Raw genomic sequence first — 26,975 nt, 5'->3', positions numbered from 1 at the left:
TGCTGCGGCAATGCCGAACTTATGTCTTTTTCTGTAGGCCGCCGAAGCGGTCGAAAAAGCCCTGGTCGACGGGCGGCAAGGGCCCCTCCGCGGTTACCATATGGCTTTCAAGGTAGTCTTCTGCACCCGCAAAAGTTGCCCGGTACAGATTGGATACAAGATTCCGCGCTGCATTGCCGGCCCACTCCCCGGGCAACAGTTCCTGTGGCAGGTCTGTATCGTTCAAGAGAATCCTGCGGTATTCATGGATGGCCAGGGTGCGGACCTGGAAGCACTGTTCGGGGGGCAGGGATTTCGTTCGTTCCACTGCCTGGAGGACAGGGCGGAAAGTAGCCAGAAAACTCCGATAGCGCTCTTCCAGTCCGTCAATTTTCCAGCAATCCTTCGCTAGTTCACGCAGAGCCGACTGTGAGGCGGCGTCCTCGGTATGGGCGTTCATGACGACCACTTTGTCGGCGACACCGAGTTCCTGCAGGGTTTCGTCAAGGGCGTGACGCTGGCCACCTGGGTGGCCCAGCACCCCGGTAGACAGGGCCGCGTAACCCTCCCAGCGCAATTGCCGACGCAGGGCTTCGCGCTCCTCATCGACCAGGAACGAAGGCAGGACCAGAATCCACTGGCCGTCCCAGCGCGGGCGTGACGCAGCGTAGATGCGGCGTGCGGCACGCTGGTACTGGCGCAGTCCGGTTTCCGACAGGCTGTAGTAACTGCGGCGGCCGACCTGGCGGGATGTGAGCCAGTTCTCCTGCAGCAGGCGATACGACGATGTGCGAACCAGGCGCTCACTGAGCCCGAAGGGGGCCAGGGAATCAATGAGACTGCCCAGCCATACCGAGCCGCCGTGTTGTGAAATTGCGTCGCCGAAGAGGGTGATGATCAATGAACGGCCGCGGATAGGCCGGCGCTCACGAAAGGCATTTAGTAAATCAGAAATGACTCTGGGTGATGACATGAGCTAGATGATCGCCTGTGCGGCATGTCCGAGGCCGGGTTGATTCATATATACACTACTAAATATCGAAAAGTAATAAGAAAATTGTGTCATAAAATTGCGACTACTATACTCAGGATCAATCCTGTTCAGAAGAGGTGCGCCATGCCAGTTTACCGTATCGACGGAATTACCCCTGTTGTTGATCCCACAGCCTATGTCCATGAGACGGCAGTCCTGATTGGCGACGCCATTGTCGGGCCAGGCTGTTACGTTGGGCCGCATGCGGTAATGCGTGGGGATTTTGGCCGTCTCATCCTTGAGGGCGGCGCCAACCTGCAAGATACCTGTGTCATGCACGGATTTCCCGGCACTGATACCGTGGTGGAAGAGAACGGCCACATTGGTCATGGCGCGGTGCTGCACGGCTGCCGTATCGGTCGCAACAGCCTGGTCGGCATGAATGCTGTGGTCATGGATGGCGCTGTGATAGGCGCCGAATCGATAGTTGCTGCCTGCGCCTTTGTTAAGGCCCGGTTCGAGTGCGCAGAGCGCTCAATGCTGGTCGGTAGTCCGGCAAAGCTGCTGCGCCAGGTCAGTGATGACGAGTTGGCCTGGAAGTCCCGCGGTACGGCCGAGTACCAGGCGCTGGCCCGCCGCAGTATGGCCACGCTTACACCCACCCAACCCCTGTCTGAGGTGGAAGAGGGGCGCGCCCGCATCAAGGTCAGTGATGTGCAGCCGCTGTACCAAAGCCGCAAGTAATCCTCCCGGGGCTGCAGCCACCCGCCCTGCGCCCCGTATCCTCCCCTGACTTTTTCATCGCACGGTGCGGTTGGCGCCACGGGCACTGCTGCCTGTGTGTTTCTGCGCTGGCGATAACGCCAGGTCAAATATGATACAAAAAAATTGGAAAATAAATAAAAAGGGTATTATATTCTTGCCACCTATAATTCACATAATCGAGAAAGCCGGAGTTTTTCAATGCGCTCAGCACCCTGTACCGAACCATTGCATGCGATTGAGCGAGCCAGTATCGATGAGCTGCGCGCATTGCAGCTTGAGCGCCTGCGCAGCACGTTGCGACATGTCTACGCCAATTCACCGGTGTATCGCGCCCGATTTGATGCCCACGGTGTCACGCCCGATGACCTTGGCAGTCTCGAGGATCTGTCACGCTTCCCGTTCACCACCAAGCAGGACCTGCGCGACAACTATCCTTTTGGTTTGTTCGCAGTGCCGCGTGAAGACGTGGTTCGCATCCACGCGTCAAGTGGAACCACCGGCAAGCCAACCGTGGTGGGCTATACCAAAGAAGACATTGATGTCTGGGCCGACGTGGTGGCGCGTTCCATTCGCGCCGCGGGCGGCCGCGCTGGCGATATGGTGCATGTTGCTTACGGTTACGGTCTGTTCACTGGTGGGCTTGGGGCGCACTATGGTGCCGAGCGATTGGGGTGCACCGTTGTTCCCATGTCTGGCGGTCAAACCGAGAAGCAGGTGCAGCTGATTCGCGATTTTGACCCGGACATCATCATGGTCACGCCGTCCTATATGATGAACCTGGCCGATGAAATGGAGCGCCAGGGTGTGGATGCATCAACTCTGGCACTGCGCGCCGGCATTTTTGGCGCCGAGCCCTGGACCGATGCCATGCGCCGGGAAGTGGAACAGCGCCTGGGTATCGATGCCATCGATATCTATGGCCTGTCCGAGGTCATGGGCCCGGGTGTGGCGCAGGAATGTATTGAAAGCAAGGACGGCCCGACCATCTGGGAAGATCACTTCTACCCGGAGATCATCGATCCCGAGACCGGCGAGGTGCTGCCCGACGGCGAGGAAGGGGAGTTGGTCTTCACCAGCCTAACCAAGCGGGCCATGCCGGTGATTCGCTACCGCACGCGCGATCTCACGCGCCTGTTGCCGGGCACAAGTCGCACCATGCGCCGGATGGCCAAGATCACCGGGCGTTCCGATGACATGCTGATCATTCGCGGCGTCAACGTCTTTCCGTCACAGATTGAAGAACAAGTGCTGGCGGTAGAGGGACTGGCGCCTCACTACTACCTTGAAGTCAGCAAGCAGGGACACCTGGACGCGCTCGCCGTCCATGTGGAAATGGCCGCCCCCAGCTCACCGGAAGCCATGCAGGCGTCACAGAAGACCCTGCAGCACCGGGTGAAGTCAATGATTGGTGTATCCGCTGTGGTGACAGCACACGAGCCTGGCGCCATTCCGCGCTCCGAGGGCAAGGCAAAGCGCGTGGTCGACAAGCGCTGATATCCACAGAAACAACCGCCAACCAGTATTCGCACAGAAACAGGAGTAACCAGATCATGCTAGAGAGCTACGTAGCCGGGCAATGGCAAGCAGGAAAAGGCGAGGGCGTTACCGTGCGCGATGCCGTGGGCGGCGAGCGGGTGTGCCAGGTGTCCAGTGACGGCATAGATTTTGGCGCTGCGGTGCGTCATGGCCGTGAAGTGGGCGGCCCGGCATTGCGTGCAATGACTTTTCACGACCGCGCAGCGGCCCTGAAGGCCATGGCCAAGCATTTGATGGCCAAGAAAGAAGCTTTCTATGCCCTGTCTTCGAAAACCGGGGCAACCCGTGCCGATGGCTGGGTCGACATTGAGGGTGGAATAGGCACGGTATTCACCTATGCAAGCCTGGTGACGCGGGAAATGCCGAATGACGTTGTTATGGTGGAAGGTGATGTTGAGCGCCTGTCCAAACAGGGCAGCTTTATTGGGCGGCATATCCTGACACCCAAGGCGGGGGTTTCGGTCCACATCAACGCTTTCAATTTTCCCTGCTGGGGCATGCTGGAGAAAATTGCGCCCAGTCTTGCGGCGGGCATGCCGGTGATCGTTAAGCCGGCTACGCCGGGTGCCTTCCTCACTCAGGCCGTTGTTCGGGAGATCATTGACGGCGGCTTCTTCCCCGAGGGTGCGATACAGCTTATCTGTGGCTCTGCCGGTGACCTTCTTGATCAACTGGACGAGCAGGATGTGGTGACCTTTACCGGCTCGGCCAGCACCGGGCAAAAGCTGCGCGCACACCCGAATATTGTTGCCAAATCGATCCCGTTTACGATGGAGGCCGATTCGCTCAATTGCGCGATTCTTGGTGAGTCTGTACAGGCAGATGACCCGGAGTTTGATCTTTTTATCAAGGAAGTGGTGCGCGAAATGTCGGTGAAAGCGGGGCAGAAGTGCACCGCCATCCGCCGCGTTATTGTGCCTCGTGCGCAGGTGCCGGCCGTTACGGAGGCGCTGAAGGCGCGGATTGGCAAGTTGGTTGTAGGGCACCCCGATGCCGAAGGCGTTCGCATGGGGTCGCTGGTCGGTCGTGACCAGGCGGAGGATGTTCGGGCGAAAGTGGAGCGGCTCTTGCAGGAGTGCGAGCTGATTCACCGTGATGACAACCTGCCGCTTACCGGCACCGACAACAGCGGCGGCGCTTTCTACCCGCCGACGCTGCTGTACTGCGATGCGCCTTTGCAAAAGCACCTTGTTCACGAAGTAGAAGCCTTTGGCCCTGTGAGCACGGTCATGCCTTACGACAGTCTTGCCGACGCAGTGGCAATTGCCCGTCTTGGCAAAGGCAGTCTGGTGGGATCCCTGTTTACCCATGATGATCGCGAGGCGCGTGAGGTCATCCTTGCCACTGCCCCCTGGCACGGCCGCATGCTGGTGCTGAATCGCGATTGTGCCGGCGAGTCGACCGGCCACGGCTCCCCCCTGGCGCCGCTGGTGCACGGTGGCCCCGGGCGCGCAGGGGGCGGCGAAGAGCTGGGCGGCCTGCGCGCCGTCAAGCACTATATGCAGCGCACTGCTGTGCAGGGCTCGCCGTCAACGCTGATGGCTATTACCTCCGAGTACCACCCCGGCGCGCGGGTCTATAGCGACGCGGTACACCCGTTCAAGAAGTATTTCGAGGATCTGCAGGTGGGCGAAACGCTGGTCACTCACCGGCGTACCGTGACCGAGGCGGACATCGTCAATTTCGGCTGTATTAGTGGCGATCACTTCTACGCGCATTTCGACGAAATTGCCGCCCGCGACTCCTTCTTTGGCAAGCGCGTAGCTCATGGCTACTTCGTGATATCGGCCGCAGCCGGCATGTTTGTGGAGCCGTCACCGGGCCCGGTAATTGCCAACTATGGTCTGGAGAACCTGCGGTTCGTGGAGCCGGTGGCGCCGGGGGATACGATTCGCGTCAAGCTCACGGTAAAGAACAAGATCAAGAAGGCCAAGCGCGGCGACGAGAAACCCAATGGCGTCGTGGTATGGGCCATTGAAGTCACCAACCAGGAAGAACAGCTGGTTGCCGTCTACGACATCATGACGCTGGTGGAGCGTCGGGAAGACTGACGTCCTGTGCAACCAGTGATAAGGAACTGAATATGTCCTATAGCAACATAGCATTCAGCATTGATGCGGGCGTAGCAACCCTAACCCTGAACCGTCCGGATGCGCTGAACAGTTTTACCACCGAGATGCACCAGGAAGTGCGCAGCGCCCTTACCATCGCCGCAGAAGATAAGCAGGTGCGTGCGGTCTTACTCACCGGAAACGGCCGTGGTTTTTGCGCTGGGCAGGATCTGAATGATCGCGCCGTGGCGCCCGGTGAGGCGATGCCTGATCTCGGCGATTCGGTGGAGAAAAACTACAACCCGTTGATTCGCCTGTTAACGGGGATGGAAAAGCCGGTGATCTGTGCCGTCAACGGTGTCGCCGCTGGCGCCGGGGCCAATATTGCGCTGGCCTGCGACATTGTGATTGCCGCCCGCTCGGCAAGTTTTATCGAATCGTTCTGCAAACTCGGCCTGATCCCGGATTCTGGCGGCACCTGGATTCTGCCGCGCCTGGTTGGCATGGCGCGGGCCCGGGGCCTGGCCATGCTGGGCCCCAAAGTCTCCGCCGAGCAGGCCGAGCGCTGGGGCATGATCTGGCAGGTTGTCGATGACGCCGAACTGATGGAGACCGCACTCGGCCTCGCCCGCCAGCTGGCTACCCAGCCGACCCGAGGGTTCGCCTATTCCAAGCAGGCCCTGGCAGCATCTGCCACCAACTCCCTGGACCAGCAGCTTGAGCTGGAAAAGGAGCTGATGCGCGCCGCCGGCAAGACGCACGATTATCAGGAGGGGGTCAAAGCCTTTCTGGACAAGCGCCAGCCGGTGTACCGGGGAGAATAGCCATGCTGGCACCGCAACAACTGGCAGAAGCTGCCGCCGGTGCGATGTGGTCGGGCGACCGGGCTTCCCAGGCCGTGGGCATGCGCATCGACGCGGTGTCCCCGGGGCGGGCCGAACTGTCTATGACGGTCAGGGAGGACATGCTGAACGGCCACCAGCTCTGCCACGGTGGCTTTCTGTTTACGCTCGCCGACAGTGCGTTCGCCTTCGCCTGCAACAGCGAGAACCACAGCACGGTGGCCTCGGGCGCACGGATCGAATTTCTGGCGCCAGGCAAACTGGGCGACACACTGACGGCTGTGGCCAAACAGGTTCACCAGGGGCACCGCACCGGGCTGTATGACGTCGAGGTTCGCAACCAGGATGGCAAGACGCTGGCGGTCTTCCGTGGCAATGCCCACCGTATCGGTGGCAATCTGGTCGACCCCGAGAATGGAGATTCCCTGAAATGAATGACGCTTTTATTTGTGATGCCATCCGCACGCCCATCGGGCGCTACGGTGGCGCGCTGTCGGCGGTGCGCGCCGACGACCTCGGCGCGGTGCCACTGGCCGCCCTGATGGCCCGCAATGGCAGTGTGGACTGGTCCCGGGTCGATGACGTCTGGTACGGCTGTGCCAATCAGGCCGGGGAGGACAACCGCAACGTCGCGCGGATGTCATCCCTGCTGGCGGGCCTGCCCGTCGATGTGCCCGGGGTTACCGTCAACCGCCTGTGCGGTTCCGGCATGGACGCGGTGGGCACGGCGGCGCGTGCGATCCGCGCCGGCGAGGTGCAGCTGGCCCTGGCCGGTGGTGTCGAGTCGATGTCGCGGGCGCCCTTCGTCATGCCCAAGGCGTCGACCGCCTTCAGCCGCGATGCCCAGATTTACGATACGACCATCGGCTGGCGTTTCGTCAACAAACTGCTCAAGGCGCAGTATGGCATTGACTCGATGCCCGAAACGGCTGAGAACGTGGCCGCCGAGTTCGGCATTGAGCGCGAGGCCCAGGATGCCTTTGCCCTGCGCAGCCAGCAGCGCGCTGCTGCGGCGATCGAGGCGGGGCGGTTGGCGGAGGAAATCACCGCGGTCTCCATCCCCCAGCGCAAGGGCGATCCTGTAGTGGTCGATGCCGATGAACATCCGCGCGCGGACACCACGCTGGAGGCATTGAGCCGCCTGGGTACCCCCTTTCGGCAGGACGGCTCGGTGACTGCGGGCAACGCCTCGGGCGTCAACGATGGCGCCTGTGCGCTGTTGCTGGCTTCAGAAGCTGCCGCACAGCAGCACGGCCTGACGCCCCGGGCCCGCGTGGTGGGCATGGCCACCAGTGGCCTGGCGCCACGCATCATGGGCTACGGCCCGGTCGGGGCGGTGCGCAAGGTGCTGCAGCAAACCGGCTTGACCCTCGGCGACATGGATATCATCGAGCTGAACGAGGCGTTTGCCGCCCAGGGCCTGGCGGTCACCCGTGAGCTCGGTTTGCCGGACGATGCCGGTCACGTCAATCCCAATGGCGGGGCCATTGCACTGGGGCACCCGCTGGGCATGAGCGGTGCGCGACTGGTGACCACCGCCATGTACGAACTGCACCGCAGCGGCGCCCGCTATGCCTTGTGCACGATGTGTATCGGTGTGGGGCAGGGCATCGCAATGATCATTGAACGTGTCTGACAGGAGAGAGGTTATGACCAACGACAGCTTGCAGACGGAAGCACAATTGAATGCGGATTTTCAGGCGAGAATTGACGCCGAGGAAAAGATCGAACCCCGGGACTGGATGCCACAGAAGTACCGCCAGAACCTGATTCGGCAGATTTCCCAGCATGCTCACTCTGAAGTGATTGGCATGCAGCCCGAGGGCAACTGGATCACCCGCGCGCCAACGCTGCACCGCAAGGCCGTATTGCTGGCCAAAGTGCAGGATGAGTGTGGCCATGGACTGTATCTCTACAGTGCGGCCGAAACCCTCGGTATCAGCAGGGAAGAGTTGATTCAGGCCCTGCATTCCGGTGCCGCCAAGTACGCCTCCATTTTCAATTACCCTTCGCTGACCTGGGCCGATATTGGCGCGATCGGCTGGCTGGTGGATGGCGCGGCCATCGTGAACCAGGTGTCACTGCAGCGCACCTCCTACGGCCCCTACGCCCGCGGTATGGTGCGTATCTGCAAGGAGGAGAGTTTTCACCAACGCCAGGGCTACCACATCATGATGACCCTCATGCAGGGCAGCGCCGCACAGCGCGAGATGGCACAGGATGCCGTGAATCGCTTCTGGTGGCCGTCGCTGATGATGTTCGGCCCCCACGACGCCGAGTCCGCCCACTCCGCCCAGTCCATGACCTGGAAGATCAAGCGGCAGAGCAACGACGAACTGCGGCAGAAATTTGTTGACCAGACCGTGGAACAGGCCGAAGTGATCGGCATCAGCCTGCCTGACCCCGACCTCAAGTGGAATGAAGAACGTGGGCATTACGACTTCGGTGAGATCGACTGGAAGGAGTTTAACCGGGTGATCAACGGCAGCGGCCCCTGTAATCGTCAGCGACTGGAGCATCACATCAGCGCCCACGAGGAGGGCGCCTGGGTGCGTGATGCGATTGCCGCCCACGAAGCCAAAAAACAACAGCGTGCCAATCGCGCAGCCTAGGAAGTAGACATGTCACATCATATGAAATTGTACGAAGTGTTTATCCGGTCGCGTCGTGGGCTGGATCACAAACACGTGGGCAGCCTGCATGCCGAAGATGCCGAGCAGGCCATGGAATACGCCCGCGATCTCTACACCCGGCGCAGTGAGGGGGTCAGCATCTGGATAGTGAATTCGTCTGACATTCACGCCTCCCAGGAGAGCGACTGCGAGAGCTTCTACGACCCGCTCGATGACAAACCCTACCGGCATGCAACGCATTACCAGTTGCCGGACAAAGTCAACAATATGTGAGGCGAGGCCGACGATGGACAACGATCTGACACAGGCAACTGCGGACTATGCGGTACGCCTGGGTGACGACGCCCTGATTCTGGGCCACCGGCTGTCTGAGTGGTGCAGTCGCGGGCCGTTCATGGAAGAGGATCTGGCGCTGACCAACGTGGCGCTGGATTACATCGGCCGCGCCCGCATGTTCCTCGGTTACGCAGCCCAACTGCGTGGTGGCGAATGCACCGAAGACACCCTGGCTTACCAGCGGGACTGCCGCGAGTTCACCAACCTGTTAATCAATGAGCTGCCGCGTGGTGACTTCGCTTTCACCATGGTGCGCCAGTATCTGCTCGATGAACACTCCCTGCTGTTTCTTGATCAGCTCGGGCGCTCGTCGGATAGCGAGCTGGCGGCCATTGCAGGCAAGGCGATCAAGGAATCGCGCTACCACCAGCGGCGCAGCCGTGAGTGGATGCTGAGGTTGGGCGATGGCACCGAAGAGTCACAGCGCCGGCTGCAGAATGCACTGGATGACCTCTGGGGCTATACGCCAGAGCTCTTCCTGATGGATGAGCTGGAAACGGCTTTGTATGAGTTGGGTATTGCTGTCGACCGGGCTGCGCTGCAAGCCCCCTGGCAGGCAGCGGTCCACAGCGTCTTCAGTGAAACCGCTGTGACTGTTCCCAGCGGTGGCTGGGAAGTGGTTGGCGGCCGGACCGGGTATCACACCGAGCACCTTGGTCACCTGCTGAGTGACCTGCAGTTTGTACAGCGCGCTTATCCCGGATGCCAATGGTGAATACGCAGCCCTGTGTTTCTGGTTCCACTATACCGCTGCTGCCGCATGAGGAGTACGAGCGCCGGCAACGCCGTGCCCAGTCGTCGCATCCGGAGCTCTGGTGTGTTCTGGACGCAGTGAAAGACCCGGAAATCCCGGTGATCAGTATCTGGGAGCTGGGGGTGTTGCAGAACATTGAGCGCGAAGGGGAGACGGTTGTAGTCACCATTACCCCCACCTATTCAGGGTGCCCGGCCATGGACGTGATTCGCGAGGAAATAGCTACGGCGTTAACCACCGCTGGCTACGGGCAACATCGTGTGCTCACGCAGCTCTCTCCCGCCTGGTCCAGCACCTGGATGGACGACGACGCCCGGGCCCGCCTGCAAGCCTATGGTATTGCGGCACCCGTCGCCGGGGATGTGCGCTCAGACCCGGCCTGCCCCCACTGTGGCAGTGTCGAGGTCCGTTCTATCAGCGAATTCGGTTCCACCGCCTGCAAGGCGCTGTTTCAGTGCCTGGACTGTCGCGAGCCATTTGATTATTTCAAGAGTTTCTAGGAGTCGCCATGAACGACGTTCAGTTTCATAGCCTGACGGTAGGCCGTGTAGAGCCAGAGACCGATTATGCGGTGCGCTTGAGCTTTGATATTCCCGGCCCTTTGCAGGACACCTTTCGCCACGACCCTGGCCAATATCTGACCCTGCGCGCCACGGTAGGGGAGGCTGAGCTGCGTCGGTCCTACTCGATTTGTTCCGGGGTTAACGATCGTCAGCTGCAAGTGGCGGTGAAACGGGTGGATGGTGGCGTTTTCTCCAACTTCATCAACGACAGCCTGCAGGCCGGCGACAGTATTGATGTGATGCCGCCCCAGGGCAGCTTTTTTGTGCCGCTGGATCCGGCTGCGGGGCGCAAATACCTGTTTATCGCCTCTGGTAGCGGCATTACGCCGGTGGTATCGAACATCAAGTCGATCCTGGAAGTCGAGCCCGAGGCTTCGGTTACTCTGCTCTACGGGAATCAGCGCACCAATACCATTATGTTCAGGGAGACACTCAGCTTCCTGAAGAACCGCTACCTGACCCGCTTTCAATGGATCAACATTCTCAGTCGGGAGGACCAGGGGGCGGATATCCTGAACGGCAGGTTGAACAATCGCAAAGGGGCCGAGCTCAACCGGCAGCTGATTAGCCTCGACAGCTTCGACCACTATTTTATCTGTGGCCCCGAGTCGATGATTTCTGAAGTGTCCCGTGGCCTGCGCGGCGTCGGGGTTGCCGAATCGAACATTCACTACGAACTGTTTGCTGCCTCTGCAGACGACGCCCGTGAAATTGTCGAAAAGCACCACGCGCGCGCCCAGGCCTTTGCCGGCAAAGTCAGTGAGGTGACAGTGGTGATGGACGGGCGATCCAGCACCTTCGACCTCACTGCGGACGGTGAAAATGTGCTGGACGCTGGCATCAGTCATGGTCTCGATTTGCCGTATTCCTGCAAAGGGGGCGTATGCTCCACCTGCAAGGCCCGGCTGATTGAAGGTGAAGTGGACATGGACATCACCCATGCCCTGGAGCCCGGTGAACTTGAAGCGGGCCTTATCCTGACCTGCCAGGCCCACCCGATATCTGATCGGGTGATTGTTGATTTTGACCAGAAATAACAGGAAATAACGATTATGTACGGCATGAGAGTTGAGTATCCGCGCACCGAAGGCAGCAAGTTCGACATGGATTATTACCGCGATTCACACATACCGCTTTGTGAGCGCCTGCTGGCCGATTTTGGCCACGTTGGAACCGTGCTACACCTGGGTGCGGGCAAGGCACCCGGAGGAGAAGATTTGCTGTGGGCGAGTGTGGATATCCTGTTCGAGGATATCGACCAGCTGAAAGCCGGGCTGGCCGCCGCCGGCAAGGAGATTGGCGCCGACGTGCCCAATTACACCGATGTCACCCCGAGAATGAGCTTCTCTGAAGTGCGTCTCAAGCTTGAATGAAGCGGCGTGGCGCTGTCCGTTGGGGATTACTCGTCCTGTGCTACGGCCTGGCCCTGATTCCCGTCGGGCTGGCGCTGGCGGCCGAACGGCTGGCCGCTGCCGAGCCGGTACAGGGGCTGGCCATGCTGCTGGGCTATCTGGCCCTCGGCTTCCTCGCGCTGCCCTTCGTCCTGCGCCCGCTGGCCCAGCGTGCCGGAGCGCTGCTTACCCGCGAACTGCACCGGCAACTGGGTTACCTGGCATTGGCTCTGGTAGCGGCCCATATGGTACTCAGCCTGGTCGCAGAGGAGCAGGTGCTTTCCTACCTGCATCCCCGGGCACCGGGGCCGATGCTGGCCGCCCTGCTGGCCACGGTGGCGTTGCTACTGTTGGCGCTATTGTCCGGGCAGCGGCTGCGCCGGGCTTTTCCCGGCGGCCTGCCCTCCTGGCGCTGGCTGCACGGCGTGCTGGCCCTCCTGGGTCTGCTCGCCGGGCTGTACCATGCGGTGTGGGCCGCGCTGCTGCTGCCGGCATTGCCACGCGCGTTGCTGCTGGCGGCGGGCGGGCTGCTGACGCTAGCCTACTGCCTGTCCGTAGAGTTGCGTCTGCCCAGCCCGCTGCTCGCGCCCGACGCCCGTTTTGGGCGGACTGAGCTGGTGGGTCTTTATGTCTTTGTATTTACCTGCAGTCTCGTGCTTTGGTGGAGCCTGCCCGGGCAGGCTGTGGAGTGAATGTGCTTCGCATCTACGGCCTGGCCTTGGCGGCCGTCCTGCTGGCCTGTGTGCTGGCGCTGGCCCACCGGTGGCATCGGGCGGTGCTGCCTTCACAACCCCTGTGGCCCCTGGCGTTTGATCATGCTGATCATATTGCCACCTCCTGCACCCAGTGCCACCATAACTTCGTTGACGGTTCCGGCGGTGGCAGTTGCCTGCAGTGTCACAAATCGTCGCCGGAGGTGGTGATGGATATCGAAACCCGCTTCCACGCTTTCTGTCGCGATTGCCATCTGGCGGCGCGGGACAAGGGCGAGGCTTCCGGGCCGGTGCACAGTTGCGCGACCTGCCATCCAAAGAATAACTACCTGTGAGGGGCCATGGAAACGGAAGGTAAACTTGCGCTGGTCCGGCGCCGCACCCGGCGCAGAATGGTGTTCTCGGTCATCATTCTGCTGTCGTATTTTGCCTTTGTCCTCAACTGGACTGGCGCGGGGGCCTTCCTGACTCGCGCCCTGCCCGGCAGCCACATCACCGGGTCGCTGCTGATGTTCGTGTTTCTCATCCTGTTCTTCCTGGCGCTGGAACTGGCGTTCCTGTGGCTCTATCGGCGGGAGGGCTAGGAAAATGCGCTCACTTCTCTATCGCCTTTTCCGTGCGTTTCCGGCGACCACGGGGTTCTTGCTGGCCAGCGCTCCGCTTGCCGCCGCGCCTGCGCCCGACGGTGGGGCGGCCCGCCACACACTCAATCCTGTCGCCATTGGCATGTTCCTGCTGTTTGTTTTGGTGACGCTGTTTATTACCTGGTGGGCGGCCAACCGCACCCGCAGCAGTCACGATTTTTACAATGCAGGTGGCCAGATCAGTGGCCTGCAGAATGGCGCGGCCATAGCCGGCGACTTTATGTCTGCCGCATCGTTTTTGGGCATTACGGGGCTGATTTTCCTCGGCGGCTTCGACGGTTTGGTGCTGGCCTTGGGTGCCTTTTCAGCCTGGCCGTTGATGCTGTTCCTGCTGGCGCGGCGGGTGCGCAATCTCGGCCGCTTCACCTTCATTGACGTGGTTTCCGAGCGCCTGGAACGCACACCGATCCGCCTGGTGACGGTATTCGGCACCCTGATTGTGGTGATTCTGTACTTGATAGCCCAAATGGTTGGCGCCGGTAAGCTGATCCAGCTGCTGTTTGGCTTGCCCTACGAAGTGGCGGTGATCGCTATCAGCGCTCTGGTGCTGGCCTATGTCGCTTTTGGCGGCATGCTGGCCACGACCTGGGTGCAGATTGTGAAAGCGGTGCTGCTGCTTACCGGGGTTACTATCTGTGCCGTTCTGGTGCTACACAACGTGGGCTACAGCTTAGATGAGTTGCTGGTACAGGCTTCGGCGGCGCACCCGTCGGGCGATGCCATCCTTCGCCCGGGGCTGTTGTTCAAGGATCCGCTGCAGGTCACCACGACGCTGGTGTCGATGCTGTTTGGCACGCTGGCCCTGCCGCATGTATTGATGCGCTTGTATACCGTACCGGATATGCACCAGGCGAAGATGTCCGCATTCTACGCCTCGGTATTTATCGGGTACTTCTACATTGCGCTGTTGGTTATCGGCTTTGGCACCGTCATGTTGCTCTATGGCAACCCCCGTTTCTTTGACGCAGACGGCGGGATCATCGGTGGCAGCAACATGGCATCCATCCACCTGGCCACCGCCGTTGGCGGCGACATGCTCACCGGCTTCATGTCGGCGGTCACCTTTGCCACAATCCTTGCGGTGGTGGCGGGGTTGACGGTATCCGGGGCCGCGGCGATTTCCCATGACCTCTATGCCGAGGTGCTGTGCAAGGGTGAGCCCGACCCGGCAAAGGAATTGCAACTGACCCGAATTAGCACGTTGACCATTGGCGCCATCGCTGTGGTGCTTGGCATTCTGTTCCAGGACGAAAACGTCGCCTTTATAGCGGCAATGCCCATGGTGGTATCGGCGTCGGTGAATTTCCCGGTGCTGTTTCTCTCCCTGTTTTGGGCGGGTTTCACAACCCGCGGTGCAATCATTGGTGCCCTGCTGGGCCTGGTGTCGTCGGTGGTGTTGATTGTCATTGGCCCGCAGGTCTGGGTATCGGTGCTGGGCTTTGAGCAGGCGCTGTTTCCCTACGATTATCCTGCCCTGTTTACCCTGCCAATGGCGCTGGCCGCCTGCTGGTTGTTCTCTGTCACTGACCGCTCCAGCCGGGCTGACAGGGATCGCGGGAACTATCCTGCCCTGCTGCTGCGGTCGGAGTTTGGTAACGCACCGCCTGCAGGGGCGGCGCGCTCAGCGCAACGGACAGTTTGACTTTATGGCGCTGCAGGCGTTCACTTGGTGGTACCTGCAGCGGCGTCAGGGCAATTCGGTGAGGAGGCCGCAGTTGCGATGGGTAGTCTGATGGAGGTCGAGATACAGGGCTTTGATCAGTTCGACACGCAGGTGAGTGAACTGTTCTTTCCCATGGACTGCGAGACCCCGCGCGACAGTCGTGGAGGCTTTCGTGGTGCGATTGAGCGCCGGCAGTTTGGTGAACTGGGTTTTGCCGCCGTACGCAGTACGCCTCTGGATGTGTACCGCCGGCGCAGCCACATTGGCCGTGTGTCCAGCACCCAGTATCTGGTCAAGGTGCAGGTAGAGGGGGAAAGCCTGATTTGCCACCGGGGGCGCGAAGCGCACCTGCGCCCTGGTGACTTTACGCTTTGCCTGAGTTCCGAGCCCTACGAATTACACTTTCCCTCTGATTATTCCCAGGTGGTGTTGTCGGTACCCCAGCCGTTGATGGAGGACTGCCTGCATCATCCCGAGCGGCATCTTGGAGTGCGCAGGGACGCCAGGGTCGGGGCAAACGGCCTGTTTTCCCAGTTTGTGACATCCATTGTCAGTCGGCTGGATGATATGGACGGTGTGCTGGCTCAACGGCTGGAAGCCAACGTGATTGACCTGCTTGCTACTACATTGACACACAGCGAGGAGTCGGAGCGGCGGGATCGCCTGGATAGCGGTGTGAAATGCGAACATCTGCACCGGATCAAACAGTTCATTCGCTCACATCTGCATGACGAGCGCCTGGGGCCGGGTTGGGTCGCTCAGTCGCTGGGCATCTCCACGCGCTATCTCCATTTGTTATTCGCTGATGAAGGGGTGTCCGTCTCTCGCTACATTCTTGGGATGCGCCTGGATGCCTCGCGCCAGGCATTCAGTAATGCCTCCTATCACCGGTATTCCATAGCAGACATTGCCTACCGCTTCGGTTTCAAGGATCCGGCCCATTTCAGCCGGGCCTTCAAGCGCGCCTTCGGGGATTCCCCCGCCCGCTACCGGCGTGCACTCGGGGCCGAGTAGCGCAGCCTCCGGGACCTCATTCTCCCTGAGCCAATCTGGGTTTGCGCGCAGAGACAACTCCCGTGGCGCAGTAAGGTTGTAGGGTTAACGATATTCACCAGTGCAGCGACGGCGAGGCAGGCGGTATTGTGTCGTCGGTATGCTTGGTGTCGATAACAATACAATGACAGAGGGTAGTCCCATGAAGAACGATAAATCCGGAATCCCCAAATGCCGCATCGGCGCAGCGGTCAGCCTGGCGCTGTTTACTTGCGCACCAGGGCTTGCCCAGCAACTGGAAGAAGTGGTGGTTACCGCGCAGAAGCGGCAGCAGAGCATGCAGGATATCGGGGTGTCTGTTACTGCCTTTACCGGTGAAAGCATGCGAGAGCTGGGCATGGTCACAAGCACCGATGTAGTGACCATGACCCCAGGACTGAACTACACCACACCGAACGCCGAGGGCAGCCAGACCAACTTCTTCCTGCGCGGCGTTGGCCTCAATGATTTTACTGACGCCAATGAAAACCCCGTCGCCGTGTACATGGACGAAGTGTACCGCGGGGCAATGGCGGGGCTGTCCTTCCAGTTGTTCGACCTGCAGCGCGTAGAAGTACTGCGCGGGCCACAGGGAACACTGTTCGGGCGCAATACCACCGGTGGCCTGGTTCACTTTTTGTCTGAGCAACCTTCCGACGAATTCAATGGCTACGCCGATTTGACCCTTGGTGAGGAAAGCCAGGTCAAGTTTGAGGGTGCGATTGGCGGAGCCTTGAGTGACACCCTGATGGGCCGCCTCTCGGTGGCGACACACGACTATGATCCCTACGTCAAAAACCGTATTGGCCGCGATTACAATGGCCTGGAGTCCCGGGCTGCCCGGGGCCAGTTGAAGTGGGTGCCCAGCGATACGTTTGACCTGCTGCTGTCGGCCAATTACGGCAAGAACGATGCCGAAGTGGGGGCCTGGCAGCACCAGTCAACCAAGATTGGTGCCGACGGGTTTACCTCGGTTGCGCTGCCCGGTAACGAGGACTTCTGGGGCACTTGCCCTGGTTGTAATGTCTTCGGCTACAAGGATACCGACGGTGACCCGTGGGCGGGGGATTACGACCGGGAAGGGCGGGTCTATGTGAAAACCGAAGGTGGCGCAGCTACCGCCAACTGGCAGCTCAACGATGACCTGTTGCTGACCTCGATCACTGCCTACCAGACCGTCGAGCGGACCCAGGAAGAGGATACCGATGCGGGCCCGGTGCCGTTAGCGCCCAGCTTCCCCGCTGAAACGGATCAGTTTACCCAGGAGCTCCGGTTGTCCGGTGGCGATGATCGCAGCCAGTGGGTTACCGGCATCTATTACTTTGACAACGAGGTCACCGCCAACTACACGTTGGATGCGCTGGGTTTGGACTTCGTTTTCCTGGATACGGATATGACCCAGGAGACCGAGTCCTGGTCGGTGTTTGGGCAATATGAATACGCCATCAGTGACCAGTGGAGCATTATCGCAGGGCTGCGTTACAGCTCGGAAGAGAAGGAGCTGGACTACCAGGGCTTCGACCGGTCCGGCATATTTGCCGCGGAGACGGCGGCAGGCAACCTCCCACTGACGCCAACTCGCCCACTGCCTGACAGTACCTTCTTTTTCAGCACCGATACCGTCGGCAGCCTGGCCAAGCATGATGAATCCAGTGTCACCGGCAAGCTGGAACTCGACTGGCGCCCCACCGATGACCTGCTGGTTTACGCCAGCTATTCGCGCGGCACCAAATCAGCCGGCTTTAACACCGGCTTCCTGGACGAGACCTTCATTTTCGCCAGTAATGTGCCAGAGACCGTCCCCTATGACGAAGAAGTGCTTGATGCCTACGAGATCGGTTTTAAGAGCGACCTCGCCGGCGGGATGGTGCGCCTGAATGGTGCGGCGTTCTACTACGACTACTCGGACCTGCAGACCTTCCGCTTCGAACTGCTCAACCAGGTTATCTTTAACACCGATGGCGAATACTGGGGGGGTGAACTGGAGCTCACCGCAGCACCGATAGAGGGGCTGGACCTTGCGCTCGGTGTTTCCTATCTCGACACCACGGTGGAAGATGTTCCCGACGGTGCCGGGGTGCTGCGCGATCGTACCGCAGTATCGGCGCCGGATTGGTCATTCAATGGCTCCGCACGTTACGCCTGGGGCTTTATGGACGGCACCATGTCGGCGCTGGCAACCTATTCTTACCAAGGTGAGACGTATTTTGATATCCAGAACCCCGACATCGCACGGGAGGATGGCTATTCGCTGACTAACCTGCGCCTGGAGTGGGCGAGCCCGAGTGACGCCTGGATATTCTCTGCCTTTGTTAATAACGTGACCGATGAGGAGTACCTTGTGTACACCTTCGACTTCACGGGCTCCTTCGGCTTTAACCAGCAGGCCTACGGCAAGCCGCGTTGGGCGGGCGTGTCTGCGCGCTACAGCTTTTAACCCAGGCACCACAGGGGCGAACACAACCACCAAAAGCGCCGCGGCATGAGCCGCGGCGTTTTTTGCTTCAGCGTTTGGAAACTAAACCGAGCTGCGCCGGGGGTTACTGGCTGGCGCTGAAATAGTCGTTGACTGCCTCGCAGGACATCTCAATCAACGCTGGCGTCAGGTTGCGTGCCGTTTCTGTTTCGGGGCGTGTGTGTACCCAGCCCAGGTAGGTGAAGCTGCGTGCAGCAAAGAAAAGCGGCATGTGCACCAGCTGTGTGTCCGGCAGGTGGCATTCGCTGCGATAGCCGGCGATGAGAGCCCTGTAAGCCTCGTTGAAGTGGGGCTCGCCACGCTCAAAATACAGGGCCGTTGCCAACTCGAACAAGTGCCAGCCAAACCCGGCATCGTCAAAATCAATCAAGCGTACATCGCTACCGTTAACCAGCAGATTTTCTGCCACAAAGTCGGCGTGAATCATGCTGTAGCGGTTGGAATTTTCTGGGTCTGCCTGATACTCCTTGAGGCCGCGGTAAACGCGATCCTTTGCCTCAAGCAGCAGCGACCGTTGCGAGGGCGTCAGCGCTGCCAAGTCCCAGAATCTTCCCCACAGGGGATTGTCGCCCGCCAGTGCGTCGGCATCCCAGGCGTGCCGGCGGAAGCCGTCTGGCGGTTGCCAGGCCAGCGCCTGGGTGTGAAGCCTGGCGGCCAGCTCGCCGATGGTACCGTAGACATGGGCGATGGACTGGCCAGGGTCGAGCCCGACTTCAACAGCGCCAAGCTGCTTGCCTTCCACCCACTCAAAGAGATCGATCTGGCGTTCACCGGGCACATCGTTGGACTGCGCATGAGCAAACAGCCTGCCATCGTTGGTGGGGATGATCGACGGCACGCGAATGCCTCCGGCATCAAGGGCCGCGATCCATTGCAGTTCCGAGCGCAGTGCCTCATCGCTGTGGTAGGCGTGGCGATGGATGCGTAGTGCGTATTTCTCCCCGCCGGGGGCGGACACACGAAAAACGGCGTTCTCGCGAAACTTGATGAGATGCAGTTCGCTCGCCGCCAACCCCCACAAGGGCAGCGCTGATTGTGCGAGATTGGTGAGTCGAGCTGTTTGTTCAGCGGCGCTCAGGGTATCGAAATCAGCCACGGCGCGCCTCCGTCACCTGATGCAGGCAAGCGTCGAGTCGCTCCAGCAGGAGGTCGGCGTGTTCCCGCCGGAAGCTCATCGGGGGCCGGAGCTTCAGAATCTGGTTCTGCTTGCCAATGCTGCTGATCAGGACGCCGGCCTGCTTCATGGCGTTGACCAGATCGCGCGCCTCTGTTTCGGCGGCTGCTTTGGTGTCGCGGTCCCGGACCAGTTCCACACCAAAGAACAGCCCCTTGTCGCGAACATCGCCAATGAGTTCATGTCGGGACTGCAGTTCGCGCAGCCCGGCCGCGATATATGCGCCGGTTTCGACCGCATTTTGCAGCAGGTTTTCGTTCTCCAGCACGTCGAGCACGGCTGATGCCGCCGCACAGGACACGGGGTTGCCGGCGAAGGTATTGAAATACAGTCCCCATTCTCCGAAGGATTCAATCAACGATTCGCTGGCTATCACGCCGGAAATGGGATGGCCATTGCCCATCGGCTTGCCCAGGGTAACAATATCCGGCGTCACGCCGGCCCACTCATGGGACCACCAGTAGCGGCCGGTTCTGCCAAATCCGCCCTGTACCTCATCGGCAATATACAGGCCACCAGCCTGGCGCACCTGTGCTACCGCACGCGCGATAAAGCCGTCGGGTTCATACACCAGGCCCTCGTTGGCAAAGTCCGGGCAGATAAGAATGCCCGCCACGCCCAGGCCACGTGCTTCAAGGGTGTCGATAGCCCGCTGCACTGCCTGCAGATAGTGATTGGCCAGGGCTTCGCCGCTCAGCCCATCCGGCGTCCGGTAGGTGTCTGGAATAGGGAAGCTGACCACGCGCTGGGAGTTCTGCGCTTCCGGCATGAACCCGGTGCCTAGTTCGGCGACTGCAGCAGTGTTGCCGTGGTAGGCGAAGTCGGTGACGATAATGCCCTGCTTGCCGGTAGCGTGGCGTGCCATGCGCAGGGCTACTTCGTTGGCTTCGCTGCCGGTGCAGGCGAACATGGCCATGCTGAGTGAGGGGGCGAATTTGGCCAGTAGGCGTTCCGCATAGTTCACCACGTTCTCGTGCAGATACCGGGTGTGGGTATTGAGGGTGCCCGCCTGCTGGCTGATGGCTTGCACAACATGCGGATGGCAGTGCCCGACGTGGGGAACGTTGTTGTACGTGTCGAGGTAGCGTTTGCCATCCGCGTCGTAGACCCAGACGTCTTCACCGCGCACCAGTTGCAGTGGCTCTTCGTAAAACAGCGGAGAGTGGCTGCCGAGGACGCGGTAGCGGCGTTGCAGCAGATTGGAAGTGGATGGGTGGTTCATGCGAATTTCCTTTGCCAAGTTAGCCGCGCTGTTCGTAGAAGCCATCCATCACCACCTGGCTCTCAGGTAGCGTGGAGCCGCCATCAACGATGATGGTCTGGCCAGTAATATAGCCGGCCTCCTCGGCGGCAAGGAACAGCATGGTATTGGCGATATCGTCGGGGTTGCCAAGGTGGCCGGCGGGGATGCAGGCTGCCATCGCCTTCAGTTCGTCCTCGTCACCCAGCGCAGACATTGCTTTGGTCAGGATGTAACCCGGTTCTACGCCGTTCACGGTGATACCCTCGCGCGCGTATTCCAGCGCGGCAGTGCGGATGAAGCCGTTCATGCCTCCTTTGGACATTGCGTAGTGAGAGGTGCCCGGCATGGCGACGGTGGGGCCTGTCACCGACGAGGTGAAAATGATCCGTCCCCAGCGCTTCTTTCGAAACTCCGGCAGGCAGTACTGGGTCAGCCATACACCGGCCTTCATGTTCACGTTGAGGGTCTGGTCCAGCACCTCGTCGGACAGATCCTCGATATAGTGCAGTGGATATACGGCGGCGTTGTGAATGGCAATATCGACGGTGCCGTAGGTGTCGAGTGTGGCTGCGACCAGATCCTTTACCGCCTGGCGGGAACCGACGTCGCACTGTACCAGCGTCGCTTCCCCACTATCGGCGCGAATTGCATCCACGGTTTCCTGGCCGTTGCCGGCAGAGCGGGTGGCTACGATAACCTTTGCGCCCGCAGCGGCGAATACGCGGGCGATACCTTCGCCAATGCCCTGGCCCGCTCCGGTAACAATCGCGACTTTCCCTTCCAGTTTTCCCAGCATGCCGGTTCTCCTCGTTACGGTTGGTGTAACGCTAGAGTATTTACGACAGGCTGTGTATCCGCCGAAAGTATTACCGCGTGTATACCGGTGTCTCAGGCATCCGCATCCAGGTCGCCCAGGATACGAGCGCTCATCTCCGTGCGTGAGGAAACCTTCATTTTGTAGAAAATGTGCTGCAAATGTGTTTTTACGGTGGCGAGGCTGAGTGACAGTTCCTGGGCGATGCGCTTGTTGCTGGCGCCACTGACCACCTGTTCGACCACATCCAGTTCCCGGTCTGTCAAACCGTAGCGCGCCTGCATCGCGCTACGCTGGCTTTGCCGGGCCGGGACATAGGTGGCGTTCAAAGAGTACTGAAGAAACGGCTGCAGTGACCGCAGTATGGCCAGCTCATCGGGACGAAAAGGGCCAGAGCGGACGGTGCGCAGCAAAGTCATGATGGCGACCACGTCACCATCACGACGAAAATACATATCAGTCACATGCCGGTGCCCAAGGGGCGCCATGAACGAACGGTAGTAATCCGACTGCAGCAGTTCAGATTCCTCCACTACCTCGTCGATATTCACCAGGCAGACTTCACTCTGGTGGAAATGGCGGGGGTGTAGCGGATCGCTGAATTGGTAGCGCTGGGTGTAGCGGCGCTCGGCATCGGCGGAGATATTGTGCAGGACAACGCCGCTGTGGCGCATGTCGGCCCCCACAAGGTAAAAGCCAGACGAGTCTACCGGCAGCAGGCGCTCAATCAGGTTGAGGCTCTCTTGCTGGAAACGGTTGGGGAATTGGATAGGAGGCGCAGTTATCATACTTATGGCGGATGGGGTGGCAGGAACAATCTCTGCATAATGCCAGATCGCATAACAGCTTGGGCACAGCATGATGCCGATAAATAATAAAACCGGCCGGGGGCTGGACATCAACAGTGCGGCGGCCCTGTTTGGCGTTATTTACCTTAGCACCATTGGAGCCGCGGTGTTTATTGTCCAGCCGGGGTTTGTGCAGGGGTTGGTTTCCGGCTTTGGCCTGACAGAGCAACAGGTTGGTTACGTTGCCTCGGCAGAGATGTGGGGCATAGCGCTCACCACCGTAGCGCTGGCATTGAGTGGCCATCGTACCCCGGCATACCGCGTTACAGTCGCATCCATCATCCTGTTTGTTCTTGGCAACCTGCTGTCCCTGCTGACAACCGAGCCCTGGCTGTTTACCGCTTGCCGTTTTCTGGCCGGGCTGGGTTCCGGCGGGCTTGTGTCGCTGACCTTTACCCAAGTCGGTTTGACTGACAAACCCGACAGGAACTTTGGCTTTTTGATCATGGGGGTGCTCACCTACGGTGCGCTGGGTCTGTGGGTCATGCCCGAGCTGATTGCCGCCATTGGGGTTGAGGGCCTGATTGTCTGTTTCGCTCTATTCGGCGCCAGCGGCCTGTTGTTTGTGCGCGTGGTGCCTGCGACCCTGGGCGAGCACTGCGTGGTGGAGGCCGACGCGGTAGACTTGCCCGCCACCGGCCGGGGCCTGGCTATCGGCGCCATGTTTACCTATTTCTTCGCCCAGGGGGTGATCTGGGCCTATCTTTTCCTGATTGGCATGAATGCCGGCTTGCAGGAGCAGGCAGTTGCCAACGGGCTCATGCTGTCCCAGTTCCTGGGCATCGCAGGGGCGTTGGTGGCTGCTGTGCTGGGTAACCGGTATGGCCGGGCCTGGCCTCTGGCGGTGGGTATCCTGGGCGGGGCGCTGACACTGCTCTGGCTACTTGGCCCCTTCAGTGCTGTGGCCTATGCGGTAACCGTGTGCCTTTATAACTTCGCCTGGAATATGACCCATCCCTTCCTGTTGGGCGCAATGGCCAGTTTTGACCGCAAAGGGCGGGTGGTGTCCTATGCTGTTGCTGCCCAGATGCTGGGGCTGTCAGTCGGGCCTGCCTTTGCTGCCTCCCTGTTGCCGGTGGGCGGTTATCGCGCTGTCGTTCTTGCCGGTATCGGTCTGTTTGTTGCTTCTTACCTGTTGATTCTCGTGCCCTTGCTGGACCACTGGCGGCGCCTGCACCGCAGCGCCAGCGCAACCGCCTGAAGTTGCATTTCCGCCGGTGCTGGCGTGCGCATTGAGACAAGCGCCAGTTACCCTCAGAGACAAGACAGTCCCGCGGTGACCTGATTCAATGCAGGCTTACACCGCTGTGTCACATAATTTTAATCTGAGGTGAGTCATGTCTGAGTATCAGATGATCATTAATGGGGAAAAGGTGAGTGCCGACGAGCACTTTCCCGTCCTCAACCCCGCCACTGAAACCGTTATCGCCCAGTGCCCTCAGGCAACCTCCGGACACCTTGACGCGGCCGTAGATGCCGCACGTCAGGCCTTTCCCGCCTGGCGCGACATGTCCGATAGCGCGCGCGCTGAACGGGTCCATGCCATCGGCGCCGCGCTGGCGAGCCACGCCGACGAACTGGCCCAGTTGCTGGTGCAGGAGCAGGGCAAGCCAATGGGTGGCTTTGCCGGGCTGGGCGCACAGTTCGAAATGGGGGGCACCGTTGCCTGGTGTCACGCCACGGCGGACCTGACACTGCCTGTTGATATTATTCAGGACAACGACGAAGCGCGCATTGAGGTGCATCGCAAGCCCCTGGGTGTGGTGGCTTCCATTACCCCCTGGAACTACCCTCTGCTGATTGCCATCTGGCACACCATGCCGGCCTTGCGCAGCGGCAATACCGTGGTGATCAAACCCTCTGAGTTTACGCCGCTCACCACGCTGCGCGCCGCCGAGATCATCAATGAGCTTCTGCCGCCCGGGGTATTCAATATTGTTACAGGTGACGGCAGCCTGGGTGCGGCAATGACCAGTCACCCGGGTATCGACAAAATTGTCTTTACCGGCTCTACACCAACAGGCAAAAAAATCATGCAGGGCGCATCCGGCAATTTAAAGCGCCTTACCCTGGAGTTGGGCGGGAACGATGCGGCCATTGTGCTGCCCGATGTGGATGTGGCCGCGGTTGCACCCAAGATATTCGCCACTGCGCTGATCAACAATGGCCAGACCTGTGCGGCCCTGAAGCGACTTTACGTGCATGAGGCGGTGTACGATGAATTGTGCCAGGCATTGGCCGGCATTGCGGCCAGCGTAAAAACGGGCCCCGGTGACGGCGAGGTGGACTTCGGACCGGTGCAGAACAAACCCCAGTTCGACAAGGTTTGCGCCATAGCGGCGGACGCCAAGGCCAGCGGCGCTCGCATTCTCACCGGGGGTGAGCCCCTGCCAGGGCCGGGGTACTTCTTTCCTGTCACCATCGTAGCGGATATCGACGAAGGCACCCGCCTGGTGCGCGAAGAGCCCTTTGGTCCCATTCTGCCGGTGTTGAAATTCTCTGATGTCGAGGATGCCCTGCGCCGGGCCAACGACAGCACCAACGGGCTGGGCGGTTCGGTCTGGTCGAGTGATATCGAGGCCGCCACCCGGTTGGCATCGCGCCTGGAGTGCGGCACCGCCTGGGTCAACAATCACGCGATGATCCAGCCTGATGCGCCCTTTGGTGGGGTTAAGGAGTCTGGCTTTGGGGTGGAGTTTGGCCGCTACGGACTTGAGGAGTACACCAGTATCCAGACCCTTCAGGTCAGTAAGGTGTAAGTTGGTGCTTTTCTTGCAGAAAACTATACTCGGTAAGAAAAACAAGGAATTCATTATGACCTACCCTGCATTGACAAGGCGGATCTGCGCCGCAGCGGTGCTTGCCGTGGCAACTGCTGGTGCAGCCAGCGCACAGACTGAGTCGCGCCCGCCGCCGCTGCCCATCGAGCCCATTGGCATCGTGGAAACCCTGCCACAGCAGTATCCCGAAAGCTGGTTTCTGCTGCATGATGCGGCGTTCTTTCACATGTCCGATGGCAAAGTGATTGTTGTTGATACGGCGCAAGACACCGTGGCCGAGCAGATTCAGGGCACATTCAATGTGTCGCTGATTGGCAATATCCTGCAGTCCAGCGAGCGCGGCGAAATCTACGCCACCGAGACCTTTCACAGCCGTGGAACCCGGGGCGAGCGCCGCGATTACCTCACGATCTGGGACCAGAAAACACTCAGCCCGGTAGGCGAGGTGTTCCTGCCCGGTAAAAAACGCTTCATGGGCATGCCCGGGCGTGAGGCACTGCTGCTGCTGAACAAGGGCAAGTGGCTTGCCGTTGCCAACTTCAGCCCGGCCTCTTCAGCCACCATCATTGACCTTGATACCCGGGAAATCATCAGCGAAGTGGCCACGCCGGGTTGCACCTTTGTCTACCCGACCGCCACCCGGGGGTTCAGCGCGCTGTGTGCTGATGGTCGTTTTCTGTCCACCACCCTGAAGGCTGACGGCAGCATCGACAAGCAGGTACGTACAGCGTCTTTTTTCAGCTCCGATGACAATCCCATCTTTGAGCGCCCCGCGGTCATGGGCGATCGTGCCTGGTTCCCAAGCATCGACGGCATGGTGTGGCCGGTCGATTTCAGCGGGGCCCAGGCAAAGGTGGGCGAGGCCTGGAATCTGGTGCCCGAGACAGAGCGTGCCGAAGGCTGGGCGCCGGGTGGTATTGGCATTATCGATGAAGATGACCTCGGCCGCTTTTATGTGCTGATGCACCCGGATGCGAAAGACGGTAGCCAAAACGGAGGCGGCTCGGAGGTCTGGGTGTACGACCCGAAGAAAAAGTCCCGCGTGCTGCGTATCCCACTGCAGGAGTGGGGACTGTCGATTGCAGTAAGCCGTGGCAAGCAACCCAAACTGCTGGTCACTAACCCGGTAACGATGGCGGTAGAGCTCTACGATGGGCAGAGCGGCGATTACCTCAAGACCCTCACGGGCCTTGGCCAGGAAACGCCCCTGATGCTCTACGGCGCAAAGTAGGCCCACGTCATGCCTGACATCCTTGTTTTTGGTATTACCGGCTTTCTGGTCTGGCTGATGGGGCTCTCGTCCTGGCACAAATTTCGAGCCCCATCCTTTTACGGCGAGCTGATTGCCGGATATTTTCCAGGGCTCGCTCACGTCAGGGTTTTGGTCTATGCGCTGGCGCTGTTCGAGGGTGGCATAGTCCTGCTGTTGCTGTTGCCCGCGACGCGCGCGCCGGCATTGGGCGCCTGCGCGGGCATACTGTTGGCCTATGCCCTGCTGATGCTGGTGCAGATTGTTTCGGGGCGGCGGGATCAGCGCTGCGGTTGTGCTGGACCGGCGTCCGATGTCGCGCTGGATCCCCTGCTGATCCTACGCAACGTGCTGTGCGCAATGCTGAGCCTGATGGCGGTGCAGTGGGTGCCGGGGCCCCTGGGGCCCGTGCTGACGGGACTGCTGGCATTGTCGGTGGCGGGGTTCCTGATTGTAATGTATCTGTGTTGTGAGCAGTTGATCAGCAACGCACAACGTATGTCGAGAGGAATGTAA

27 protein-coding genes are annotated in these 26,975 nt (G+C 60.2%); 22 read left to right on the top strand and 5 right to left on the bottom strand.

Annotation, left to right across the window (positions count from 1 at the left end; all coding sequences use genetic code 11):
* Positions 1–19: 19 nt before the first annotated feature.
* Entirely contained in the window at positions 20–952 is a 933-nt protein-coding gene (gene paaX / locus DDZ17_RS09295) for a phenylacetic acid degradation operon negative regulatory protein PaaX (RefSeq protein ID WP_116366066.1), read from the bottom strand.
* 144 nt (positions 953–1,096) lie between these two features.
* Here paaX and paaY point away from each other — a divergent pair, with 144 nt between their 5' ends.
* From paaY to DDZ17_RS09205, 18 genes are all read left to right on the top strand, one after another.
* Positions 1,097–1,696: a phenylacetic acid degradation protein PaaY gene (gene paaY / locus DDZ17_RS09290; protein WP_116366064.1), complete on the top strand. Its 600-nt coding sequence runs from the start codon at positions 1,097–1,099 to the stop codon at positions 1,694–1,696.
* A gap of 219 nt (positions 1,697–1,915) precedes the next feature.
* Positions 1,916–3,211, top strand: coding sequence for a phenylacetate--CoA ligase PaaK (paaK, locus tag DDZ17_RS09285; RefSeq protein ID WP_116366062.1), 1,296 nt, complete (start codon positions 1,916–1,918; stop codon positions 3,209–3,211).
* Between the two features lie 56 nt (positions 3,212–3,267).
* Positions 3,268–5,304, top strand: coding sequence for a phenylacetic acid degradation bifunctional protein PaaZ (paaZ, locus tag DDZ17_RS09280; protein WP_206613491.1), 2,037 nt, complete (start codon positions 3,268–3,270; stop codon positions 5,302–5,304).
* Positions 5,305–5,336: 32 nt separating this feature from the next.
* Positions 5,337–6,128 carry a 2-(1,2-epoxy-1,2-dihydrophenyl)acetyl-CoA isomerase PaaG gene (gene paaG / locus DDZ17_RS09275; RefSeq protein ID WP_116366058.1) on the top strand — a complete coding sequence of 264 codons (792 nt, stop codon included), beginning with the start codon at positions 5,337–5,339 and terminating at the stop codon, positions 6,126–6,128.
* A 2-nt stretch (positions 6,129–6,130) separates the two neighbouring features.
* The gene (paaI, locus tag DDZ17_RS09270) at positions 6,131–6,580 is read left to right on the top strand and encodes a hydroxyphenylacetyl-CoA thioesterase PaaI (RefSeq protein ID WP_116366056.1); all 450 of its coding nucleotides are present in this window, start codon (positions 6,131–6,133) and stop codon (positions 6,578–6,580) included.
* Complete coding sequence (gene pcaF / locus DDZ17_RS09265) at positions 6,577–7,782, top strand: 3-oxoadipyl-CoA thiolase (RefSeq protein ID WP_116366054.1); 1,206 nt, start codon at positions 6,577–6,579, stop codon at positions 7,780–7,782. The genes paaI and pcaF overlap by 4 nt, the downstream gene beginning before the upstream one ends.
* A 13-nt stretch (positions 7,783–7,795) precedes the next feature.
* On the top strand, positions 7,796–8,758 hold the full coding sequence (gene paaA, locus DDZ17_RS09260; protein WP_116366052.1) for a 1,2-phenylacetyl-CoA epoxidase subunit PaaA: 963 nt from the start codon (positions 7,796–7,798) through the stop codon (positions 8,756–8,758).
* 9 nt (positions 8,759–8,767) lie between these two features.
* Complete coding sequence (gene paaB, locus DDZ17_RS09255) at positions 8,768–9,052, top strand: 1,2-phenylacetyl-CoA epoxidase subunit PaaB (protein ID WP_116366050.1); 285 nt, start codon at positions 8,768–8,770, stop codon at positions 9,050–9,052.
* Between the two features lie 13 nt (positions 9,053–9,065).
* Positions 9,066–9,830 (top strand): 1,2-phenylacetyl-CoA epoxidase subunit PaaC, encoded by a 765-nt coding sequence (paaC, locus tag DDZ17_RS09250; protein ID WP_116366048.1) that lies wholly within the window; start codon positions 9,066–9,068, stop codon positions 9,828–9,830.
* A complete protein-coding gene (gene paaD / locus DDZ17_RS09245) occupies positions 9,827–10,369 on the top strand; it encodes a 1,2-phenylacetyl-CoA epoxidase subunit PaaD (RefSeq protein ID WP_241505838.1) in 543 nt (180 codons plus the stop codon). Before paaC ends, paaD begins: the two co-directional genes overlap by 4 nt.
* A gap of 8 nt (positions 10,370–10,377) precedes the next feature.
* The gene (gene paaE, locus DDZ17_RS09240) at positions 10,378–11,469 is read left to right on the top strand and encodes a 1,2-phenylacetyl-CoA epoxidase subunit PaaE (RefSeq protein ID WP_116366044.1); all 1,092 of its coding nucleotides are present in this window, start codon (positions 10,378–10,380) and stop codon (positions 11,467–11,469) included.
* Between the two features lie 15 nt (positions 11,470–11,484).
* Positions 11,485–11,805, top strand: coding sequence for an EthD family reductase (locus DDZ17_RS09235; RefSeq protein WP_116366042.1), 321 nt, complete (start codon positions 11,485–11,487; stop codon positions 11,803–11,805).
* Positions 11,802–12,515: a ferric reductase-like transmembrane domain-containing protein gene (locus DDZ17_RS09230; RefSeq protein ID WP_116366040.1), complete on the top strand. Its 714-nt coding sequence runs from the start codon at positions 11,802–11,804 to the stop codon at positions 12,513–12,515. The genes DDZ17_RS09235 and DDZ17_RS09230 overlap by 4 nt, the downstream gene beginning before the upstream one ends.
* Positions 12,512–12,871 (top strand): cytochrome c3 family protein, encoded by a 360-nt coding sequence (locus DDZ17_RS09225; protein ID WP_157976559.1) that lies wholly within the window; start codon positions 12,512–12,514, stop codon positions 12,869–12,871. The genes DDZ17_RS09230 and DDZ17_RS09225 overlap by 4 nt, the downstream gene beginning before the upstream one ends.
* A 6-nt stretch (positions 12,872–12,877) precedes the next feature.
* Positions 12,878–13,120 (top strand): DUF485 domain-containing protein, encoded by a 243-nt coding sequence (locus DDZ17_RS09220; RefSeq protein ID WP_116366036.1) that lies wholly within the window; start codon positions 12,878–12,880, stop codon positions 13,118–13,120.
* Between the two features lie 4 nt (positions 13,121–13,124).
* Positions 13,125–14,822, top strand: coding sequence for a sodium:solute symporter family transporter (locus DDZ17_RS09215; RefSeq protein WP_116366034.1), 1,698 nt, complete (start codon positions 13,125–13,127; stop codon positions 14,820–14,822).
* A gap of 78 nt (positions 14,823–14,900) precedes the next feature.
* Positions 14,901–15,857, top strand: a complete 957-nt coding sequence (locus DDZ17_RS09210) for an AraC-like ligand-binding domain-containing protein (protein ID WP_116366032.1) — start codon at positions 14,901–14,903, stop codon at positions 15,855–15,857.
* A 181-nt stretch (positions 15,858–16,038) separates the two neighbouring features.
* Positions 16,039–18,312 (top strand): TonB-dependent receptor, encoded by a 2,274-nt coding sequence (locus tag DDZ17_RS09205; RefSeq protein WP_170150191.1) that lies wholly within the window; start codon positions 16,039–16,041, stop codon positions 18,310–18,312.
* Positions 18,313–18,415: 103 nt separating this feature from the next.
* Here DDZ17_RS09205 and DDZ17_RS09200 read toward each other — a convergent pair whose 3' ends face one another.
* The 4 genes from DDZ17_RS09200 to DDZ17_RS09185 all read right to left on the bottom strand — a co-directional run bounded on the left by DDZ17_RS09200 (position 18,416) and on the right by DDZ17_RS09185 (position 22,370).
* Positions 18,416–19,447, bottom strand: a complete 1,032-nt coding sequence (locus tag DDZ17_RS09200; RefSeq protein ID WP_116366028.1) for a phosphotransferase enzyme family protein — start codon at positions 19,445–19,447, stop codon at positions 18,416–18,418.
* On the bottom strand, positions 19,440–20,747 hold the full coding sequence (locus DDZ17_RS09195) for an aspartate aminotransferase family protein (RefSeq protein WP_116366026.1): 1,308 nt from the start codon (positions 20,745–20,747) through the stop codon (positions 19,440–19,442). The genes DDZ17_RS09200 and DDZ17_RS09195 overlap by 8 nt, the downstream gene beginning before the upstream one ends.
* 19 nt (positions 20,748–20,766) lie before the next feature.
* Positions 20,767–21,564 carry an SDR family oxidoreductase gene (locus tag DDZ17_RS09190; RefSeq protein WP_116366024.1) on the bottom strand — a complete coding sequence of 266 codons (798 nt, stop codon included), beginning with the start codon at positions 21,562–21,564 and terminating at the stop codon, positions 20,767–20,769.
* 92 nt (positions 21,565–21,656) lie between these two features.
* Entirely contained in the window at positions 21,657–22,370 is a 714-nt protein-coding gene (locus DDZ17_RS09185) for a response regulator transcription factor (protein ID WP_116366022.1), read from the bottom strand.
* Between the two features lie 70 nt (positions 22,371–22,440).
* Between DDZ17_RS09185 and DDZ17_RS09180 the strand changes: the two genes are divergently transcribed.
* The 4 genes from DDZ17_RS09180 to DDZ17_RS09165 all read left to right on the top strand — a co-directional run bounded on the left by DDZ17_RS09180 (position 22,441) and on the right by DDZ17_RS09165 (position 26,975).
* Positions 22,441–23,631, top strand: a complete 1,191-nt coding sequence (locus DDZ17_RS09180; protein ID WP_116366021.1) for an MFS transporter — start codon at positions 22,441–22,443, stop codon at positions 23,629–23,631.
* 136 nt (positions 23,632–23,767) lie between these two features.
* Positions 23,768–25,189, top strand: coding sequence for an aldehyde dehydrogenase family protein (locus DDZ17_RS09175; RefSeq protein WP_116366019.1), 1,422 nt, complete (start codon positions 23,768–23,770; stop codon positions 25,187–25,189).
* 55 nt (positions 25,190–25,244) lie between these two features.
* Entirely contained in the window at positions 25,245–26,441 is a 1,197-nt protein-coding gene (locus DDZ17_RS09170) for an amine dehydrogenase large subunit (RefSeq protein ID WP_157976558.1), read from the top strand.
* Between the two features lie 9 nt (positions 26,442–26,450).
* A complete protein-coding gene (locus DDZ17_RS09165; protein WP_116366014.1) occupies positions 26,451–26,975 on the top strand; it encodes a MauE/DoxX family redox-associated membrane protein in 525 nt (174 codons plus the stop codon).

It is taken from the genome of Parahaliea mediterranea, assembly GCF_003402235.1.
Taxonomy (GTDB): domain Bacteria; phylum Pseudomonadota; class Gammaproteobacteria; order Pseudomonadales; family Halieaceae; genus Parahaliea; species Parahaliea mediterranea.
Note: the sequence above shows the minus strand (reverse complement) of the source record. Positions and strands in the feature narration are given on the sequence as shown.

What these genes read in the sequence shown, in the direction of transcription:
- paaK (WP_116366062.1), top strand. Translation starts at nt 1,916, where the DNA reads ATGCGCTCAGCACCCTGTACCGAACCATTGCATGCGATTGAGCGAGCC.
- DDZ17_RS09215 (WP_116366034.1), top strand. Translation starts at nt 13,125, where the DNA reads ATGCGCTCACTTCTCTATCGCCTTTTCCGTGCGTTTCCGGCGACCACG.
- paaA (WP_116366052.1), top strand. Translation starts at nt 7,796, where the DNA reads ATGACCAACGACAGCTTGCAGACGGAAGCACAATTGAATGCGGATTTT.
- DDZ17_RS09175 (WP_116366019.1), top strand. Translation starts at nt 23,768, where the DNA reads ATGTCTGAGTATCAGATGATCATTAATGGGGAAAAGGTGAGTGCCGAC.
- paaY (WP_116366064.1), top strand. Translation starts at nt 1,097, where the DNA reads ATGCCAGTTTACCGTATCGACGGAATTACCCCTGTTGTTGATCCCACA.
- paaI (WP_116366056.1), top strand. Translation starts at nt 6,131, where the DNA reads ATGCTGGCACCGCAACAACTGGCAGAAGCTGCCGCCGGTGCGATGTGG.
- DDZ17_RS09195 (WP_116366026.1), bottom strand. Translation starts at nt 20,747, where the DNA reads ATGAACCACCCATCCACTTCCAATCTGCTGCAACGCCGCTACCGCGTC.
- DDZ17_RS09235 (WP_116366042.1), top strand. Translation starts at nt 11,485, where the DNA reads ATGTACGGCATGAGAGTTGAGTATCCGCGCACCGAAGGCAGCAAGTTC.
- pcaF (WP_116366054.1), top strand. Translation starts at nt 6,577, where the DNA reads ATGAATGACGCTTTTATTTGTGATGCCATCCGCACGCCCATCGGGCGC.
- DDZ17_RS09230 (WP_116366040.1), top strand. Translation starts at nt 11,802, where the DNA reads ATGAAGCGGCGTGGCGCTGTCCGTTGGGGATTACTCGTCCTGTGCTAC.
- paaB (WP_116366050.1), top strand. Translation starts at nt 8,768, where the DNA reads ATGTCACATCATATGAAATTGTACGAAGTGTTTATCCGGTCGCGTCGT.
- paaZ (WP_206613491.1), top strand. Translation starts at nt 3,268, where the DNA reads ATGCTAGAGAGCTACGTAGCCGGGCAATGGCAAGCAGGAAAAGGCGAG.
- DDZ17_RS09220 (WP_116366036.1), top strand. Translation starts at nt 12,878, where the DNA reads ATGGAAACGGAAGGTAAACTTGCGCTGGTCCGGCGCCGCACCCGGCGC.
- DDZ17_RS09170 (WP_157976558.1), top strand. Translation starts at nt 25,245, where the DNA reads ATGACCTACCCTGCATTGACAAGGCGGATCTGCGCCGCAGCGGTGCTT.
- paaC (WP_116366048.1), top strand. Translation starts at nt 9,066, where the DNA reads ATGGACAACGATCTGACACAGGCAACTGCGGACTATGCGGTACGCCTG.
- paaE (WP_116366044.1), top strand. Translation starts at nt 10,378, where the DNA reads ATGAACGACGTTCAGTTTCATAGCCTGACGGTAGGCCGTGTAGAGCCA.
- DDZ17_RS09180 (WP_116366021.1), top strand. Translation starts at nt 22,441, where the DNA reads ATGATGCCGATAAATAATAAAACCGGCCGGGGGCTGGACATCAACAGT.
- DDZ17_RS09210 (WP_116366032.1), top strand. Translation starts at nt 14,901, where the DNA reads ATGGGTAGTCTGATGGAGGTCGAGATACAGGGCTTTGATCAGTTCGAC.
- paaG (WP_116366058.1), top strand. Translation starts at nt 5,337, where the DNA reads ATGTCCTATAGCAACATAGCATTCAGCATTGATGCGGGCGTAGCAACC.
- DDZ17_RS09190 (WP_116366024.1), bottom strand. Translation starts at nt 21,564, where the DNA reads ATGCTGGGAAAACTGGAAGGGAAAGTCGCGATTGTTACCGGAGCGGGC.
- DDZ17_RS09205 (WP_170150191.1), top strand. Translation starts at nt 16,039, where the DNA reads ATGAAGAACGATAAATCCGGAATCCCCAAATGCCGCATCGGCGCAGCG.
- paaX (WP_116366066.1), bottom strand. Translation starts at nt 952, where the DNA reads ATGTCATCACCCAGAGTCATTTCTGATTTACTAAATGCCTTTCGTGAG.
- DDZ17_RS09165 (WP_116366014.1), top strand. Translation starts at nt 26,451, where the DNA reads ATGCCTGACATCCTTGTTTTTGGTATTACCGGCTTTCTGGTCTGGCTG.
- DDZ17_RS09185 (WP_116366022.1), bottom strand. Translation starts at nt 22,370, where the DNA reads ATGATAACTGCGCCTCCTATCCAATTCCCCAACCGTTTCCAGCAAGAG.